The organism is Acetivibrio cellulolyticus CD2 (assembly GCF_000179595.2).
GTDB lineage: Bacteria > Bacillota > Clostridia > Acetivibrionales > Acetivibrionaceae > Acetivibrio > Acetivibrio cellulolyticus.
The window spans coordinates 590,745-609,982 of the sequence record NZ_JH556659.1 but is presented as its reverse complement, the minus strand read 5'-3'; the positions used below and the strand labels follow the sequence as shown (position 1 = coordinate 609,982).

11 protein-coding genes are annotated in these 19,238 nt (G+C 36.2%); 4 read left to right on the top strand and 7 right to left on the bottom strand.

The window, feature by feature from the left end; all coding sequences use genetic code 11:
• The first annotated feature begins 66 nt into the window (after positions 1-66).
• A complete protein-coding gene (gene ftsH, locus ACECE_RS0222580; protein ID WP_235715997.1) occupies positions 67-1,920 on the top strand; it encodes an ATP-dependent zinc metalloprotease FtsH in 1,854 nt (617 codons plus the stop codon).
• 57 nt (positions 1,921-1,977) lie between these two features.
• Here ftsH and ACECE_RS0222575 read toward each other — a convergent pair whose 3' ends face one another.
• A complete protein-coding gene (locus tag ACECE_RS0222575) occupies positions 1,978-3,306 on the bottom strand; it encodes an ATP-binding protein (protein WP_010251348.1) in 1,329 nt (442 codons plus the stop codon).
• A 253-nt stretch (positions 3,307-3,559) separates the two neighbouring features.
• Positions 3,560-5,005 (bottom strand): glycogen synthase GlgA, encoded by a 1,446-nt coding sequence (glgA, locus tag ACECE_RS0222570; RefSeq protein WP_010251346.1) that lies wholly within the window; start codon positions 5,003-5,005, stop codon positions 3,560-3,562.
• A 246-nt stretch (positions 5,006-5,251) separates the two neighbouring features.
• Between glgA and ACECE_RS0222565 the strand changes: the two genes are divergently transcribed.
• Together ACECE_RS0222565 and ACECE_RS0222560 are read left to right on the top strand one after the other, a co-directional pair.
• Positions 5,252-5,782, top strand: coding sequence for a sigma-70 family RNA polymerase sigma factor (locus ACECE_RS0222565; protein ID WP_010251344.1), 531 nt, complete (start codon positions 5,252-5,254; stop codon positions 5,780-5,782).
• Positions 5,779-11,040, top strand: coding sequence for an Ig-like domain-containing protein (locus tag ACECE_RS0222560; protein WP_010251342.1), 5,262 nt, complete (start codon positions 5,779-5,781; stop codon positions 11,038-11,040). The genes ACECE_RS0222565 and ACECE_RS0222560 overlap by 4 nt, the downstream gene beginning before the upstream one ends.
• Before the next feature lie 189 nt (positions 11,041-11,229).
• Here the strand turns inward: ACECE_RS0222560 and ACECE_RS0222555 are convergent, their stop codons facing one another.
• From ACECE_RS0222555 to ACECE_RS0222535, 5 genes are all read right to left on the bottom strand, one after another.
• Positions 11,230-11,931 (bottom strand): RluA family pseudouridine synthase, encoded by a 702-nt coding sequence (locus tag ACECE_RS0222555; RefSeq protein ID WP_010251340.1) that lies wholly within the window; start codon positions 11,929-11,931, stop codon positions 11,230-11,232.
• On the bottom strand, positions 11,931-12,800 hold the full coding sequence (locus ACECE_RS0222550; protein ID WP_010251338.1) for a class I SAM-dependent methyltransferase: 870 nt from the start codon (positions 12,798-12,800) through the stop codon (positions 11,931-11,933). The genes ACECE_RS0222555 and ACECE_RS0222550 overlap by 1 nt, the downstream gene beginning before the upstream one ends.
• Before the next feature lie 532 nt (positions 12,801-13,332).
• Positions 13,333-14,292 (bottom strand): D-2-hydroxyacid dehydrogenase, encoded by a 960-nt coding sequence (locus tag ACECE_RS0222545; protein ID WP_010251335.1) that lies wholly within the window; start codon positions 14,290-14,292, stop codon positions 13,333-13,335.
• Between the two features lie 69 nt (positions 14,293-14,361).
• Positions 14,362-16,467 (bottom strand): RNA degradosome polyphosphate kinase, encoded by a 2,106-nt coding sequence (locus ACECE_RS0222540; protein WP_010251333.1) that lies wholly within the window; start codon positions 16,465-16,467, stop codon positions 14,362-14,364.
• 5 nt (positions 16,468-16,472) lie between these two features.
• Complete coding sequence (locus ACECE_RS0222535) at positions 16,473-18,020, bottom strand: Ppx/GppA phosphatase family protein (RefSeq protein WP_010251332.1); 1,548 nt, start codon at positions 18,018-18,020, stop codon at positions 16,473-16,475.
• A gap of 212 nt (positions 18,021-18,232) precedes the next feature.
• Between ACECE_RS0222535 and speD the strand changes: the two genes are divergently transcribed.
• On the top strand, positions 18,233-19,057 hold the full coding sequence (gene speD / locus ACECE_RS0222530; RefSeq protein WP_010251330.1) for an adenosylmethionine decarboxylase: 825 nt from the start codon (positions 18,233-18,235) through the stop codon (positions 19,055-19,057).
• The last annotated feature ends 181 nt before the right edge of the window (positions 19,058-19,238 follow it).

Sequence of the window (19,238 nt, the reverse complement as noted above, 5' to 3'; positions counted from 1 at the left end):
AAAAAGGTGGTGGCGACCCTGTTATCAAAACTATTGCTTTTCTTGCGTAATAAAGTTATTCCCAGTATGCGTTACCTTTTTTTAATATTGACACCAAAATACTACAAAACCGTGAAAACTTCAACAGCTAGAAAAGTAGCTTTATTACTTATATCCTTCATTGCAATTTTCACAATATGCGCATCTTTAATACTTGATAATATGGCAAACTCGCCAAAAAAAACTGTTACAACTTCTAACATTACATACGGAGCATTTATAAAATATGTGGAATCAGACAACATATCTGCAATTTATGATTACAATCAAAGCGACAAAAAGATTAAAGGGAAATTCAAAAACGGTGACCTCTTTATAACCGATAATCCTGAATCAGAAGACCTAAAAAAGTACCTTTTAGAACACTATATTTCACTTGAAGACAAACCCTTTACGGAAAGCCTTTATCAATCAACAATTAGCATTTTGCTTTCAATTTTTCCCCTCGTGCTGTCTATAGCCTTTATCAGTCTACTTATGGGAAGAATGATAAAGAAACAATACTCCGGTAATAAGGACTCGAAATTCGGCATTATAAAAAAGTGTGACATAACCTTTGATAATGTAGCAGGTAACGAAGAAGCCAAACAAAACATGATGGAGTTAGTGGATTTTTTGGTTTCGCCTGAAAGGTTTAAAAAGTTTGGAGTAGTTCCACCAAAGGGAACAGTATTGTTTGGACCTCCCGGTACTGGAAAAACTCTTTTAGCCAAGGCACTTGCCGGTACGGCAGGAGTGCCGTTTATTGCTGTTTCCGGCTCAGACTTTGTTGAAAAATTTGTAGGTGTTGGTGCCTCAAGAATAAGACAATTGTTTGAATTTGCACGTAAGTCAAGCCCATGTATAATATTCATAGACGAAATTGATGCCTTGGGCAAAAGAAGCAGCAATGACGGATCCGGTTCCGGAGACGAAAGAGATAGAACGCTCAATCAGATTCTGGTGGAAATAGATGGCTTTTCAGGAAGTGAAGGCATAATAGTTATTGCAGCAACCAACAGACTTGATATGCTGGATCCTGCACTTTTGCGTTCAGGTAGGTTTGACAGGCAAATACAGGTAGGTCTCCCGGATGTAGATGCTCGGCTCTCCATCCTTGAACTCCATGCCAGGAATAAACCTTTGGGAAACGATATAGATCTCAAGGAAATTGCCAAGATGACAGTTTATATGTCCGGTGCCGACCTGGCAAACGTTATGAATGAAGCCGGCATATATGCTGTAAGAAATAGACATACCTCTATTACCATGAAGGATATTGATAATGCTATAAGTAAAATACAGGCAGGCGAAGAAAAAAGGAACAAGAAAAATATTACTTCAAAGGATAAAGAAATAACTGCTTACCATGAAGCAGGCCATGCTCTTATTGCCAAACTCCTTTCAGGTGTCACTGTCTCAAAAGTTACAATTATTCCAACCACTAAAGGCGCTGGCGGATATACCCTGTTTCTTCCCGACGAAAAAATGTTTTCAACAAAAAGAGACCTTCTTAACGACATCGCTATTTTCCTTGGTGGAAGGGCTTCAGAAGAGATAGTATTTGGCGAAAATGAAGTCACTAATGGGGCTAGTAATGATCTTAGAAAAGCAACTCAAATCGCGGTAGACATGGTCAAGAACTTTGGTATGAGTCATACAGTCGGCTTGGTAAGTTTTCTTGATACCAATAATGATCATCCATCAAATACAAACTTGAATGTAGTGGAAAAAGAAGTTAAGGAAATAATTGAAGAAGTCTACACAGAAACAAAGGAACTCTTAAAAAACAATTCGGATTGTTTGGAAAACATTGCATCACTTTTACTTGAACGGGAAACTATCTTTAAGAAGGATGTAGATAATATTGTAGAAACAACAATGTTTAAAAGAGGCTCTTGATTTAACAAACTATATTAAATCACCTGCCTCTTTCAGATAATCCTTTTACACAGTTTATCAGCAAACCACGTTGCTGTTTCCTTCAAGCCAATCGACAAACTGCCTTGCAGTTCTCGGTGATCGTCCGTTATACCAAATTTCCCACTTAAGTGCCTCACTATAAAGCTTGTCCTTATCGTAGCCAATACCCCTTTTATCAGCAAGGCCTTCTACAATCTCTAAAAACATGCTTTTATCCGGCGAAGAAAATACTATCGTAATTCCAAATCTATCTGCCAGTGAAAGTTTTTCCTGAATTGTGTCCTGAGATCTGATCTCATCGTCTGCATTTCCTGATTGGAGTCCTAATCTGTCACTGAACTTTTCTTTTATCAAATGCCTCCTGTTGGAAGTGGCATAAATAACAACATTGCCCGGTCTACTTTGAAGTCCTCCCTCAAGCACTGCCTTAAGGCTTGTATAATTCTCTTCATCATCCTCAAAAGCAAGATCGTCTATAAATATAATGAATCTTTGTTTTCTGTCTTTAAGCTGCATTATTATTTGGGGAAAGTCCGCTAAATTATTCTTGGGAACTTCAACAATTCGCAGTCCCTTTTGCCAGTATTCATTGACAAGTGCTTTTACTGTCGAAGACTTGCCGGTGCCCCTGTCTCCATACAAAAGCATATTGTTGGCAGTAAACCCTTTTAGGAACTGCTCAGTATTCTTAATAATCTCCAAGCGTTCCGACTCATAGCCTATAAAATCAGAGAGCATTATAGGGTCCGGTGAATCAATACCTCTTAAGCTGCCAGAAGATTTGCCTCTCTCCCATATAAAAGCACGAAATCGAGAAAACATACCGGTACCGTTAGCTCTGTAAAACGTTGAAAGGTCCCTCGCAAATCTATCCCAAGCATCATTTTTATATAACAGTTCCTTTATTGGCTCTAATTGGTCCCCCAATTCACTATTACCCCATTCTGGAAATCCACTTGCAACTGTGGCCTCAAAAGTTGAAGTACAAAGGTGCTGGAGCGCATATTCCTTAAATATATCAGAAGATATCATTGAAATCTCACCAAAGCTCCTTAAGTCATTCGATGCTGCCTTCACAAGATTATTATTAATATTTTCATAATCCATTTTCTCAGAAGCCATGGAAAACGGGTTCTCATCTGAAATTATCAAGTCTATGATATATTCCCTGAATGATTTCTGCTGATCTATATTGATTATATTAAAAAACAACAAATTATAATGTCGTGCAAAACCATTTAAATCCATCTCACCAGAAAATAATCTTTCTAAAAAAACATGCAAACTATTTATTAATTTATCTTCCAATAAGTTTCTATATACCGATATAGAGTTCAACTTCAGCCTTAGTTCTTCCAGTCTCATAATAACTACCTCCAAGTAATGCTAAAATGCTTCATAGTTTATTCCAATTACAGTTTATATTATTTAGCTGTCAAAATCCAGCATTAAGGTCAATAGAATTTTTATAAAGCTTTCTCAAGGGGCGCGCAAAAAAACTGTGGGAGTGCTTATCTAACAAATTGACAAGACCCTGATGAAGCATCACCAGGGTCTTATATTATCCTTCTAAGCAATTTTTTGATAACAAACAGTTTATCTATTACAATACAACTTACTATTTCTTAGCAATAGCTTTCTTGTAGACTTCCATATACTCTTTTGCAGACTTTTCCCAACTGAAGTCTACAGCCATTCCCTTCTTCATCAGCCAGTTCCATGTAGATCTATGGTAGTAGAAATGTACCGCCTCCTTGATAGCATAAAGCATATCATGCGCATTATATCTGGTAAATGTAAAGCCGTTACCTTCATGCGTTATATCATTATACTGCGAAATGGTATCTTTAAGCCCTCCGGTTTCTCTGACAATAGGTATAGTACCGTATCTTAGACTAAACATCTGGCTTAATCCACATGGTTCAAACAGTGAAGGCATAAGAAACATATCTGAACCGGCATAAATTCTCTGTGAGAGAACTGCATCATATTTGAGATTTACGGATATTTTTCCCGGATATTTTTCCTGATAGTGTTTAAACGCCTGTTCATAACTGTAGTCTCCTGCTCCGAGAAGTACAAGTTGAATATCCAGATTCATAATATCATCCATAACATAATTTATAATATCAAAACCCTTTTGATCAACCAATCTGGATATTATACCTATAACCGGTATATCAATTCTTTCAGGCAGTCCAAGGCTCTTTTGAAGCATTTGCTTATTTGTCATCTTACCATCAAGGTTGTCTGCGGTAAAGTTTGCAAAGATTTTATTATCTTTAGCAGGGTCATTGCTCTCCATATCAATTCCGTTAAGAATTCCATACAGGTCCTGGGACCTTTTATTGAGAACATTATTGAGTTTTTCTCCAAAGAAATCCGTTTTTATCTCTTCCGCATAGGTTTTGCTTACTGTTGTAATTATATCAGAATACACCAACCCGGCTTTTAAATAGTTGATATTGTCAAAAAACTCGACTCCATCAGGAGTAAAGTATTCCCAGCTAAGTCCTAATACACCGCCTAAAACCTCTTTTGGATAAACTCCTTGATACTTCAAATTATGTATCGTAAATACCGTTTTTATATCTTTATAAAACTCATTGTTTTTGTAATTAGCTTTGAGAAGTAAACTAACCGTTCCTGTTTGCCAGTCATTGCAATGTATTATATCTGGCTTAAAATCAATTACTGGAAGCATGGACAATAAAGCCATAGAAAAGAATGCAAAACGCTCTGCTTCATCATCATAGCCATAATAGCCATCTCTTCCGAAATAGTATTCATTGTCAAGAAAATAATAGACAACTCCGTCTTTCTCGTATTTCATTATTCCACAGAATTGATGTCTCCAAGAAATATCTACATATACATAGCCCAAGTACTCCATTTCTTCTACATACTTTTTAGGAATGTTCTTATACTTCGGCATTACTACTCTAACGTCCTGTCCCAACCCATTCAACGCCTTCGGCAGTGAAGCCGCCACATCGGCAAGTCCACCGGATTTTGCAAAGGGATCTACTTCGGATGAAACAAAAAGCACCTTAGTCTTCTTCATAATATCCTCCTGTGTATAATAATTTGATTGTTCAAAGAATAATTGAAAATATAGCAGATATTATTTCATTATCCTTAGCTACTATCATTATAATAAATATTCCCCTAATTTTAAAATATTTTTTATATTTTCATTTATGTATCGAACTTTTATAAAAAATTATGAGTCTAATAATAGAATTCACAAATAAAAGTTCATTTAAATCTTGATATATCGAGAATCAATCTTAAGGTGGTGACCACAAATTTGACCGAACTTGTTGAAAAAGCTAAAGCAGGTAACAAAAATGCTTTCATGGAGCTGGTAGATACTATGAAAGTACAATTGTATAAAACTGCATTAGTTAGACTCGGAAACGAGCAAGATGCTTTAGATGCCGTACAAGAAGCACTTTATAAGGCTTTTTCAAACATTAGAAAATTGCGGGAAAACCAGTTTTTTAAAACATGGTTAATAAGAATTCTTCTCAATGAGTGTAATAACATTGAACAATATAAACGGAAAGTCATTCCTCTAGACAGTGAAATAAACCATTCTGAGCAGCACGATGAATATGATTCCGACGAGTCGATGGATATACAAAACCTTACAAACAGACTGGAGGCCATTTACAAGGAGGTAATTGACCTCCGGTATAACCATGACTTAAAATTTGAAGACATCGCATCGGTGCTTGATATACCTATAGGGACAGTGAAATCCAGGCTTAACAGAGCCCACAAATTACTTAAGGAGCAACTTGGTGCTAATTATACCAAAAAGGAGGTATCTTTATGAACTGCAAAGAAATAATTGACAATTTAGAAGCATATGTACAGGACGAACTTAAAGAAAACGAAAAAGTGGAGCTTGAAAAGCATCTTAGCGAATGTCCTTTGTGTACCAAAGAATATTTGCAACTAAAATACTCCATTGAAAGTATAAAGAAAGCCTACTCGGATGTTAAAATTCCTGAAAAACTCAATACAATATCCTTGCCAAATAAAAATAGCAATAGCAAAAAACATTTTATAACTGTAAAAAAGGCTGCAATTGCAATAGCTTGTGTATTTGCGCTTTTACTGGGAATAATCTTTATACCAAATTCTACATTTACTGAAAAAGTAATTGCCGGTGATTACAGAGGTGGTTTTACTCTTACTCCAGTCAGCCTTGATTCAACTGGCGTAAAACCCGACAGTGAATTTATTCTTGAGTCAAAAAACAGTATTGAATTAAAAAAGTTGGAAGGTAGTTTATCAATTGATAACGAACCTGCACCGGTAATATCCAAAAATGGTTCAAATTCTTTTAAAATTAAGCCTTCTAAAGATTTTGAACAAAACTCCCTTTATACCTTCAGAATCAAATCACCAGACAGAAGCGATATAACCTGGACTTTCCAAACATGCGCAGCGTTTAAAATACTCAGTGCTTTTCCTGGTGACAAAACAACCGATGTGCCAACAAATTCAGGTATAGAAATTTACTTCAGTCATGAAGGTTTTGAAGATATTGATAATTATTTTGAGATATATCCCAAAGCAGAAGGACGCTTTGAAAGACATAAAAAAACAATGGTATTTGTACCAAAAGCATTAAAGGAAAGTACTCTTTATACAGTCAAAGTAAAAAGGGGCTTGAAACTTGCTGGTACAGACTATTCTTTAAGTGAAGACTTCACCTTTCAATTTGAAACAACTGCAACAAATCAAAGCGAGCCTTACAACAAGGGATTTTTCTCTTATAACCAAAACATAAATGAATACACTTCAAACGAAAGTCCATATCTTTCAATTAACCATTATATAAATACAGATAATTTTAAAGATCCTGTAAAAGTTAAGACAAGTGTCTACTCCTATAAAGATATCAATTCCTTCATTGAAGCACTAAAAAACAAAAATTCTTTTAATGCTTCATCCTGGGCCTATAGAAGTTCTTCAAAAAACTCTATACCTATTAAAGGTCTAGAGAAAGTTATTGAATTTGAGCAGAGATTTAACGCTAACTCTAATGATAAACAACAGTTTATTAAACTTCCCTCTTCTCTATCCAAAGGATTCTATCTTGTAGATAGCAATTGGGAGGATTTAAAATTTCAAACCTTTATCCAGGTAACCGATATTGGCATGTACCTGATGAATAGTACCAATAAAACTCTTATATGGCTAAATGACTTGAGCAGCAAAAAAGCCATTTACAATGCAAAAATATCGCAGGTAGACTCCAATAAAACTTATACTACCGATAAAGAAGGCATAGCTTACTTTGATTCCCCTTCACCTAAAAATGCTTCTGGAGAATGTACAACGTTTTACAAAATAGAAACAGAAGACAATAAACAAGCTGTAGTTACCAGCGGTTCAAACTCCTATGGCGTTTACGAGGATAACAACTCCAGTAAATACTGGAATTTCATACAACTCGACCGAAACCTCTATAAGCCCGATGATACTGTAAACTTCTGGGGACTTGTAAAAGACAGGTATTCTAATGAGAAAATTGAATCAATGGTTGTTGAAGTCAATCAAGGCAGCAGCTATTTTCAAAGATATATAAACTCCAGACAAGGAGATAAAGATGTTATAGGCTACTATCCTATGAGTGAACCTCCCCTTGTGAGTCAGGATATAACAACCAAAGATGGCGTATTCAATGGCAATTTTACACTTCCAAACCTTGACCCTGGTGGATATCAACTGGTAGTCAAAAAAGAAGATGAAATTGTTGCAAGCTCATACATCAATATTGAGAACTTTATAAAACCAGCTTATAAACTCGATATCACAAAGAATAAGGAAGCAGTTTTTCCTGGGCAAGAAGTAAACCTGAATATTAAAGGCTCATTCTTTGAAGGAACAGCTGTACCTGATCTTCAGGTAGACTATAACATTAATGCCGATAATTTTGGCGATACTACCGTACAAAAGTCCATTACAACAGATTCCTCCGGCTGTATTGACGTAAAATATGTTCCAAATCCATCAGGAAATGTTCAGGGAGAACAGTATATTGACGTATATGCCCATGCACTTCTCCCTGAAGCTGGAGAAATATCAAGTAATACACAGGTACGCCTTTTTGTTAATGATATCAATGTAAATCTTACGTCTGAAATAAAGAATCAAAAGGCTAAAATAAATGCTGTTGTAAATAAAGTTGTACTCGACAGAATTAACAGCGGAACTGCTAAAGATAGTATGGATTACCTTGGAGATGCTGTAAGCGGTAAAACCTTAACAGGAACAATATATAAGCATACCTGGATCGAAATTGAAGACGGTGAATACTACGATTATATAAACAAGGTTACTCAGAAGAGGTATCGGTATGAAGACCATAAAGAAGCATTTGCCCATATAACAATGACAACCGACGCTAGCGGGAAAGCCTCTTACACCTTGGATGCTCCTGACATAAAAAACGGTTACTACTCTGCTGAAATTAAATGTATAGATAATTCCGGAAGAAACATGAAGTTTGACTGCTATATAGGAAACTATACTGTAAACAACTATGATGATAACAGATATTTTCTTGATGGGGGTAAAGAGAATTATAAAACAGGCGAAAAAGTCGATCTCACCTTTAAAAAAGGTACTAAAACAATGCCTGCTGGGTCATATGTATTCATAAAAGCACAGAATGGAATCCGTAGTTATGAAGTCGGAAAAGCTCCAAATTCCAGCTTTATAATGGACAATAAGGACACACCTAATGTATGTGTAACAGGTGTTTACTTCAACGGATTAACATATGTACAGTCTGAAGAATTCAATGCAGTATTCAACCCTGATGAGAAAAAACTTGTAATAGACGCAAAATTGGATAAAGCATCCTATAAACCTGGTGATGAAGTAACTGTTAAAATTTCTGCGAAAGATAAAGACGGAAATCCAATAAAGGCTGTGGTTAACACAAGTATTGTTGATGAAGCTCTCTTCAAACTTAATGAACAGTACATTGAGACTCTTCAAGCCTTATACTCCACTCTTCCTTCCGGAATTAGCTATAGTTACCAGTCCCATGCAAATTCAGGTATTGGTGAAGTTTCTAAAGGGAGCTTTGGCAGGGGCGGAATCTATACAACTTTTTCTACAAAAGCTAAATCGCTCAATACTGCATATATGGATATAGAATTTGATGCATACAATCTTGAATCTAATACTAATACAAAGGCTGCAACCAGAGAGGACTTTAAGGACACAGCATACTTTAATACCATAACATTAAACAATGACGGATATGGTGAACTTAAATTCAAAATACCTGATAACATTACCTCATGGCGAGTATCTCTTTCCGGCGTAACTCCAGACTTGCTTGCAGGAAGCAACAAGGTCAATTTGAATGTCACCCTTCCTTTCTTTATAAACTATACCTTAAACACCACCTATTTAGATGGCGACAAGCCGGATTTAGGTGTTACAGCATATGGTAGTGACCTTAAAGGCAACGAGAATGTTTTATTTGAAGTGTACGATCCTCAAAATCAAAAAGTATTGGCAAGTGCCAAAGGTAAAGCTTTCCAGAGGGTTAATATACCGCTTTGGAAATTCAGTGAAGGCAAACACGATCTTATAATAAAAGCATCCACCCAGAGTGGATTAAAAGACTCTCTAAAGCACACTGTTAATGTTGTCAAAACATATCACCAGATTGATGAAGCGTTGTACTACAACCTCAAAAGCGGTATGAAATTCGAAGGAGGAACTGCGGGCAATACAAAACTTATATTTACCGACAGAGGAAAAGGTATGTATCTAGGTGAATTGAACTCCTTAAGATATACATCAGGTAACCGAATTGACCAAAAACTCACAGCTCAAATAGCAAGCGACCTGATTAGCAGCTATTTCCAGCAAAGTGATCCGGAAGATTCTGTTTCACCTGTTAACGCATCCAGCTACCAAAAAGACAATGGAGGTATTGCTGTCCTCCCTTATGGTAACAGCGATATTGATTTAAGTGCAAAGATATCATCTTTGATCAAGGACGAGGTAAATACCTTCAGACTTAAAGAGTATTTCTACACTAAACTTTATGATGATTCACCAGGTCTTAAAGGTAATGCGTTATATGGCCTTGCCGTATTGAAGGAACCTGTGCTTTTGGAGCTTGATAAAGCTTCAGAGGTTAAAAATGCAAGTATAAAGGATCTTATATATATAGCTCTTGCGTATTGTGAGCTTGGTGAACTTCCTAAAGCTGATAAGATCTTTATTGAAAAAATTACAGCTCATATGAAAGCATATAAACCTTATTACAGAATAGAAACTGGAAAAGACAAGGATGATATTCTCGAATGTACTGCACTTGCTGCAATACTGGCATCGAAGCTCGATAAACCTCAAAAATCAGGCTTTTATGAGTACTGCGTAAATAATGAGAGTAAAAATATGCTTACAAGTATTGAAAAGTTGCTGTATATAAAAGAAGAAATAAAAAAAGCCGATGCTGGTCCTATATCCTTCAATTATACACTAAATGAAAAATCCTACAGCAAAACATTAAATGCTGGAGAGTCATTTACACTTACATTACCTTCAAAGGATATAAATAATTTAAAAATCAATTCCGTAACAGGAGACATTTCTATGGTTTCCATGTTTAAAAAGCCTCTTACGGATATTAAAGAACCTGATAATAATCTGACTATCAAAAAAGCTTATTATTCCAAAAAAGGTAAGGACGAGAAAACTACTTTCAAGCAAGACGAAATAGTAAAAGTAGTTATCACATTGGATATAAGCAAACAAGCCATAGATGGTTCTTACCAGGTCACCGATTTTCTTCCGTCTGGCTTAAAACCAATTGACAACCCTTCAACCATGGGTGTTGAGCCAAATAGTAATGAAATAAGCTATATGGAATCAGATGGGCAAAAAGTAACCTTGTACATTAGTAAAGACCAGAAAAAGAGCCCCCCGCTTACCTACTACGCAAGAGTAATAAGCCCTGGAACTTACAAGGCTGATAGTGCAATAATTCAGAGTGTATCCTCCAAGGAAAGTCTGAATACAAGTGATACAAGTACAATAGTTATACAATAGGATTTACTAAAACAGATATCAAGGAATGCTGAAAATATAACTTTGGCTATAATTTCACGGACTAGGCTTATTTTACCCAAATAAGCCTAGTCGAGCAGTGAAGCGACTAGCTGGGTTGCATGGCGATCAGTATAGCGAAGTGGGGCAACCGCACACGTGAAAAACCTGAAGTAATATTTCAGCTATTCCTTAGAAGCCTAAATACTTAAACCAATTCCACGGCTCCACATCAGGCGGATTACATTTAAAATCCAATTCTTCTTCCGTTGTCGGATGCTTCAATGCAATACCGCAAGACCATAACGCAATCTGTTGACCAACTTTGTTTACACTCTTGCCATATCTCTGATCTCCATACAGCGGATGGCCTATATTTGAAAACTGCACTCTTATTTGATGTGAACGTCCTGTATGTAAATCTACTTTTATCAAAGTGTAATCCTTAAATACGTCGATCACCTTATAATCAAGAATTGCCTGTTTTGCCCCTGCCACCTCAGGAGAAACAACACTTACCATATTGGTTTTTTCGTCCTTTAGGAGATAGTTTTCCAATCTGCCTTGTTTATCTTCAAACTTCCCGTGTACTACAGCGTAATAAGTCTTATTCAAACCTCTTGTACGAACCTGATCCGAAAGCCTTGATGCTGCCTTTGATGTTTTGGCAAAAACCATTGCTCCGCCCACAGGTCTGTCCAACCTATGAACAAGGCCCAAATACACATTCCCCGGCTTATTATATCTGACTTTTATATCCTCTTTCAGAAGTGTAAGCATATCAACATCGTTTGTGCTATCCTGCTGAACAGGGATATTAACTGGCTTTTCCACTACCAGCAGATGGTTATCTTCGTATAGAATTTTAATTTTCATGTTCTTACCGGGGCTCATTAACTTTTTGCCTCCCAACGGCCAAATATACCGCACGGAAGTATCAACCCCGTAGAAGAAACGGGTATTCCAACCTCACCTGAAGATATGGAACCCTTAAATTTCTTTCCTATGGTCATTTTTAAAATATTCTCAACTACAGTTGGAGAAAAACCTGTGGTATATGAATTTATGAGAAAGAAAAGCGGTTCCTTTGATAGAACATCCATGCACAGCTCAACTAAAGGATATATCTCATCCTCAATCTTCCATATTTCTCCCTTTGGTCCACGACCATAAGACGGAGGGTCCATTATTATTGCATCGTAAACGCTGCCCCTTCGCTTTTCCCTTTGAACAAATTTAATAACGTCATCGGTTATAAAGCGTACGGGCCTGTCTGAAAGTCCCGACAGGCTTATATTATCTTTAGCCCACTGCACCATACCCTTTGAGGCATCTACATGGCATACCGATGCTCCGGCATATGCAGCAGCAACTGTAGCCCCGCCTGTGTATGCAAAAAGGTTCAACACGTTGATCGGCCTTTTGGAAGAACGTATTTTATCCATCATCCAGCTCCAGTTAACAGCTTGTTCGGGAAATAAACCTGTATGCTTAAATCCCGTAGGTTCGATATGAAATGACATTCCTTTATATGATATCTTCCATCTTTCCGGTAGCTTTCTTTTGTACTCCCACTTACCTCCCCCACTTGTGCTTCTATGATAATGCGCATCAGCTTTATTCCACAAACCATTATTGTCATTAACAGGCCAAATAATTTGTGGGTCAGGCCTTCTTAAAACGTATGTACCCCATCTTTCAAGTTTCTCTCCATTTCCTGTATCTATCAATTCATAATCTTTCCAGTCATCAGCAAGCAGCATTATATATTAAACCTCCATTCGTTAATACTATAAGTATACATATTCCCGGCTCATAAAAAGCAAAGCTCAGTAATTTCCAGTGTTATAAGCAAATTTTTTAATAGTCTTTTTGTAAATAACAGTATAACACTTGCAATATTATATCACAAAAAGCTTCTTTTTAAAGATTGTTATTGCAACTTCTTTTTCTATAAAACTCATCATCTTCTAGCTCAGTGGATAATATTGTTATCTTGGAATACACAAAAAGCACCGTATTAGGTGCTGTCATTTTGTAACCAACTTGAATATCAATGAATAATATGTAGTATCAAAGAAAAGGAGATGATATTTTATGTCATGTAATAAGGGTATTTTTGGAGACAACTGCGAAATTTTATTCTTCATCCTCGTATTCCTTTTATTGTTCTTCGACGGACGTGGCTTTAGGGATTAGTAATACTTAGTAGAAGATATTTTTTCCACCATAACTTATCTGTACAATATTGACGGAGCATCAACTGATGCTCCATCAATACTTTATACCAGTTTATTAATCCACTCTGTTTCTCACTTCATTGTTTAAAAAAGCTTTAATATTTAAATTCAGCTCATTTATAAGCCTTCTTCTCGCCTCAACGCTTGCCCAGGCTATATGAGGTGTTATAATTAATTTCTCCCGCTTTTTTAAAGCAAGAAGAGGATTTGAAGGTTTTATAGGTTCCGATTCCAAAACATCAAGAGCTGCCCCCATTATCAAATCTTCGTCCAAAGCCTTTGCAAGGTCATTTTCATTTACTATTCCGCCTCTGCCAAGGTTTATAAGTATTGCACTCTTCTTCATAGACTGCAAACACCTATAGTCTATAAGGTTCCTGGTCCTGTCATTTAACGGTGCATGAATGGAAACTATATCAGATACCTCCATTAACTTATCAAGCTCAACTCTCTCATATTCACCATTATTATTCATTCCCGAAGTTGAGTAATAAACAACTCTGCATCCAAACGCTCTTGCAATACAAGCAACCGTACCTCCAATAGTTCCAAGTCCAATAATTCCCCAGGTCTTCCCATAAAGTTCGGTAAACGGTTTTTCTAGGTGGGTAAACACATCACTTTTTGAATAATCCATTGATTTTACATATTCATCATAATACTTAAGGCTCTCCAGCAAATAAAACAACATGGCAAATGTATGTTGGGCCACACTCTGTGTAGAGTATCCTGCTACATTTGTCACAGCAATTCCCCTGCTTTTGGCATAGCCCAAATCAATATTATTTGTACCTGTCGCAGCAACGCATATAAGTTTCAAATTTAGAGCAGGCTTCAAATTACTTTCGTTAAGTACAACTTTATTTGTTATCACTATGTCCTGGTCTTTTATTCTGTCTATTACATCTTCAGACTTGGTTGTATTATATATGGATATATCTCCAAATTCAGCCAATCCTGATAAATTCGCATCACTTCCAAGTGTTTTTGCATCCAGAAAGCAAATTCTTAACACCAACATCACGCCTCCCTTAAAACTCAACTAGTGCTTATTAACATTTCTAATTTCTAATCTTTTATAAACTCACTCAAGTTCTTTATCTATTTTATCATTTAAGAATGCCTGAGCCTGCTTTATTGCCTGTTTACAAAAATACTCCTGACTGTTCATAACTGCTTTTCCCCGCCTGTTAGCATGCCTGTAATTTCCGTCCTTATCTAAAACCCTTGATTTTGCAGTGTCTTTCAAATAAGTCTTCAGCATGTCTTTTATATTTGAAACAATACCTTTGTCTTCAATTGGAAAAAGTATTTCCACTCTCCTGTCAAGATTTCTTCCCATCCAATCAGCACTAGACAGGTATAACTGCTCTTCCCCATCATTATGGAAGTAGTACACCCTGCTATGCTCTAAAAATCTTCCAACTATACTCTTAACATTGATATTTTCACTTAGTTCCTTTATTCCAGGTTTTAAGCAGCATATCCCCCTTACCAGCAGATCTATCTCAACCCCAGCTTTCGAAGCCTCATACAGTTCGTTAATTATACCTTCATCTACAAGGGAATTAAGTTTTGCAACAATTCTAGCCTTTTTACCACTTCGCGCATAATTCGCTTCCTGCCTTATAAGGCTTATAAACTTTTGTCTTAAACCTACTGGTGCTACATCCAGCTTATACATTTTAGTTAATCGTGAATATCCCGAAAGCATATTAAAAAGATTAGACGCATCCGAGCCAAAATAAGGATCGGCAGTCAGCAAACCTATATCTGTGTAGAACTTGGCTGTAATGTCATTATAATTGCCTGTACTCATATGAACATACCTTTTTATACCATCGTCTTCCATCCTAACTATCAACAATATCTTACAGTGAGTTTTTAAGCCCACAAGTCCGTATATAACATGGCACCCTGCCATTTCCAATCTCTTAGCCCATATTATATTGTTCTGCTCATCAAATCTTGCTTTTAACTCAACAAGCACGGTTACCTGTTTCCCATTCTCTGCAGCTTGAGCAAGTGCTTCAACAATAGGAGAATTACCGCTAACCCTGTAAAGAGTCTGCTTAATTGCAAGTACTTTAGGATCGTTGGCAGCCTGTTTAACCAATTCGGTTACAGGGTCAAAAGAATGGTATGGATGGTGAAGCAAAATGTCCCCTTTTGAAATAGCGTCAAACATATCCCCTTCAGCTTCCAACTTAGGTATAGGCTGAGGCCTGTAAACAGGATATTTTAAATCTACAAAGCCTGGCAGGGAATATACTTTCATCAGGAATGTCAAATCAAGAGGACCTTTTATTTCGTATATTCCTTCTTTTGGAACTTCCAACTCATCAGTGAGAATTCCAAGAAGTTCCTCTGACATTCCATATTCTATTTCCAGCCTTATTACCATTCCCCATTTTCTCTTCTTAATAAACTGCTGAATTGCCTCAAGCAAGTCCTCTGCTTCCTCTTCATCAAGCCCCTGATCTGTGTTCCTGGTAATACGGTAGCAGGCCATTGTAATAATATTGTGGCCGGTAAATAGAGTTTCAATGTACATCTTGATTATATCTTCAAGTAGAATAAAATGCTTCTCATTCTCTTTTGAGGGCAATTCCACAAGTCTTTCAAGCACAGAGGGAACCTGAACCATTCCAAATATAGGTTCGTTCTCATCTTCTTTGTTTTCAAGCAATAGTGCAACATTTAAGCTTTTATTAAGTATCAGCGGAAAAGGTCTGCTCCTGTCAACTACCATCGGCGTCAATACAGGAAATATGGTCTTGTAATATAAATTTTCAATATAAAGCTTTTGCTTTTCATTTAGTTCTTTTGGTTTCACAAAGAAGATTTTTTCTTTTTTCAGGCATGCCAGTAAAGAACGGTTATAGCAAATATACTGGTCATTAACCATTTTGTGAGTTCTAGTAGAGATTAAACCGATCTGCTCAGCCGGAGCAAAACCTCCCATATCAGGCTCATTAAACCCAGCAAGTATCTGGTCAAACAATGATGCAACCCTGACCATAAAGAATTCATCAAGGTTTGAACTTACAATGGAAATAAATTTTATTCTTTCTAGTACCGGATTACTATTGGTATCGCAAGCTTCTTCAAGAACTCTTTCATTAAACTCCAGCCAGCTTAATTCGCGATTAAAGAAATTACTGTTCATTTTATTTTCACATTTTTTCATAGACATCATCCCCTACGTCTGATAACAGGTTTATTTCCCATTACTTCCTCAAAAAAAGTCGCATTACTATTAAAACTCCATTCTTCCAGCAATATATCCTCTCTGGCAGCTATATCAAAATACAGTTCATTTCCAACCTTACTTATCTTGATATCCTTTATTTTCTGCTTGTGTGAAATATCCAGTGCTTCAGCCATTCGTAAAATTACTGCCAATTTTGAAACTACTATCTGTTGGCTAGGACTTAAAACCCTGTAATTTTCATGCGATAAGTCAGGAATGTCATCACTGTGATACCTCACTATATTGGCTACAAGATTAAGCTCTTCATCCGAGAAGCCCATAATATCCAAGAAACGGACGATATTATAAGAATGGATATCATGACCATTATGATTTAGATATTTTCCAACATCGTGTAATATTGAGGCCACCCGTAAGTATAATCTTTCCTTGTCGCCAAGCATATGAACCCTTAACATCTGATCAAACATAGACAAGGTCAGCTTCTCAATAAACGCACTGTGAACTTCATCGACAGCATATTTTTTTCCAACATGCCATACTGAACTGATTATATTATTTAAGGCCTCTTTCCTTCCAGCAACATCATACCTTTCGTCTACCATGTCCGCAAGAAGTCCATGCCTTAATGAGACCATAGGTGTATATATTCCATCGGCCTCGGTCATATTTAAAAAGCTGTTAAACAAAATTATTGAAGGCAGCAGTATTTGTGCCTGATTCTTTTTAAGCCCGAATTCTTCTTTAATTTGCGCAGTTGTATGTCTATGAACTTTTGAATACAACTTCTTAAGTTCTTCTTTTCCAACAAAGTTTGGAACTTTATTTCCACCCTCACTTAAGCACAACCCACTGATTGTTTTAAGCTCACCGCCAAGACCTATAAAATTGTTGATCTTAAACTGTGGCAATATCTCCTCCAAAAAATCAATCCTACTGTCAATGAATTCTTCCATTATACTTGGAAAATCCAGAGTCTTCTTTTGAAGATCAGCCAGAACCTCACTTAGTCTTAAAGAACCTATCTTTATATATTCGGTAAATTTCAGTGTTCCCAGGTTATATACTGAAATTTCAACACCACCTGAGCCAATATCTACTATCATTGTACCCTTTTCAGAAAACATCCGTTCATTTACCATATGATTACGTATCGCTTTGTACATCAGGAAACGTTCCTGGGCATTATTTATTATTTCGACCTCAAGTCCAGACCTTATTCTAATCTGTTCGAGCACATATTCCCTATTCTCAGCTTCCCTGATTCCGCTCGTAGTTACAGCACGATAATCTTTAATCTTATAGTCCTGCATAAGCCTGTAAAAGCCTTTTAATATATCACATGTATCATGAATTGATTGAACTTGGATTCTTCCAAAAGCAAATGTATCTTTTCCCATGTTAGTTGGTTGATATAAATCTTCCATGGGAATTACTTCCCCATCTGGTTTTACCTGTGCGATCATCATCCTTAGAGCATTAGATCCCACATCAATAGCCGCCATTACTTTGTACTTGCCTCTATCCATTTGAGATTAGACCTCTTCCCCATGATTTTACGATAACTACTCACATCTGTGATATGTACATTTTATTATATCACCTTTTTTTACTATGGTAAATTGCTTAGATTTGGTACAAATCGACATTTTGTTGTACATATTTTTTATGGACCATTTACAAAATAGCATTATAAAATTATAATAATCATGGACTATTATTTAGGAAGGAGGGAAATGTTATGGAAATTAAATCCTTAAAGAAGTTAAAACTCTACGGTTTTAATAACTTGACCAAAACACTTAGCTTTAACATATATGACATTTGCTATGCAAAAACGCTAGAGCATAGAAAAGGCTATATTGACTATATTGATGAACAATATAACGCTGAAAGACTGACCACAATACTAACTAATGTATCGAATATTATCGGAGCAAATATTTTAAATATCTCCAGTCAGGACTACGAACCTCAAGGAGCTAGTGTTACCATGCTTATATCTGAGGAGAAAATAAATAACACTCATGATCATGAAGATGATTCAAACCAAACGGAGTCTCCCGGTCCAATTCCTGAGACAGTACTCGCACATTTGGATAAAAGCCATATAACAGTCCATACTTATCCTGAAAGCCATCCTGATGAAGGTATAAGTACATTCAGGGCAGATATTGACGTATCTACATGTGGACGTATATCTCCTCTTAAAGCACTCAATTATCTGATTCACAGTTTTGATTCGGATATTATTACCATTGATTATAGAGTAAGAGGTTTTACTCGTGACATTGAAGGTAAAAAGTTTTTTATAGATCATAAAATCAACTCTATACAAAACTATATTGCCAGTGAAACAAAGGACCTCTATCATAATGTAGACGTGAACGTGTATCAGGAGAATATTTTTCACACTAAAATGCTAATTAAGGATTTTGACCTTGACAATTATTTATTTGGTGTAACCAAAAAAGATTTACAACAGGGTGAAAAGAAAAAAATCAAACAGAAATTGAAAAAGGAAATGGCAGAAATATTTTATGGAAGAAACATTCCCAAAGTATAAATATGAAATTTATCAAATCCAATACTTCAACAAATACTATATATTCTAGGAAGTTTTTTTCTCTGCTGCTTCTTGGAATATATAGTTTCTCTATTTAATAATGCTTTTTATTTATCTATCATTGCTAAGTAAAAAATCCGAATTAATATCTCAGCTATTCCTTAATAATATTAATTTACTT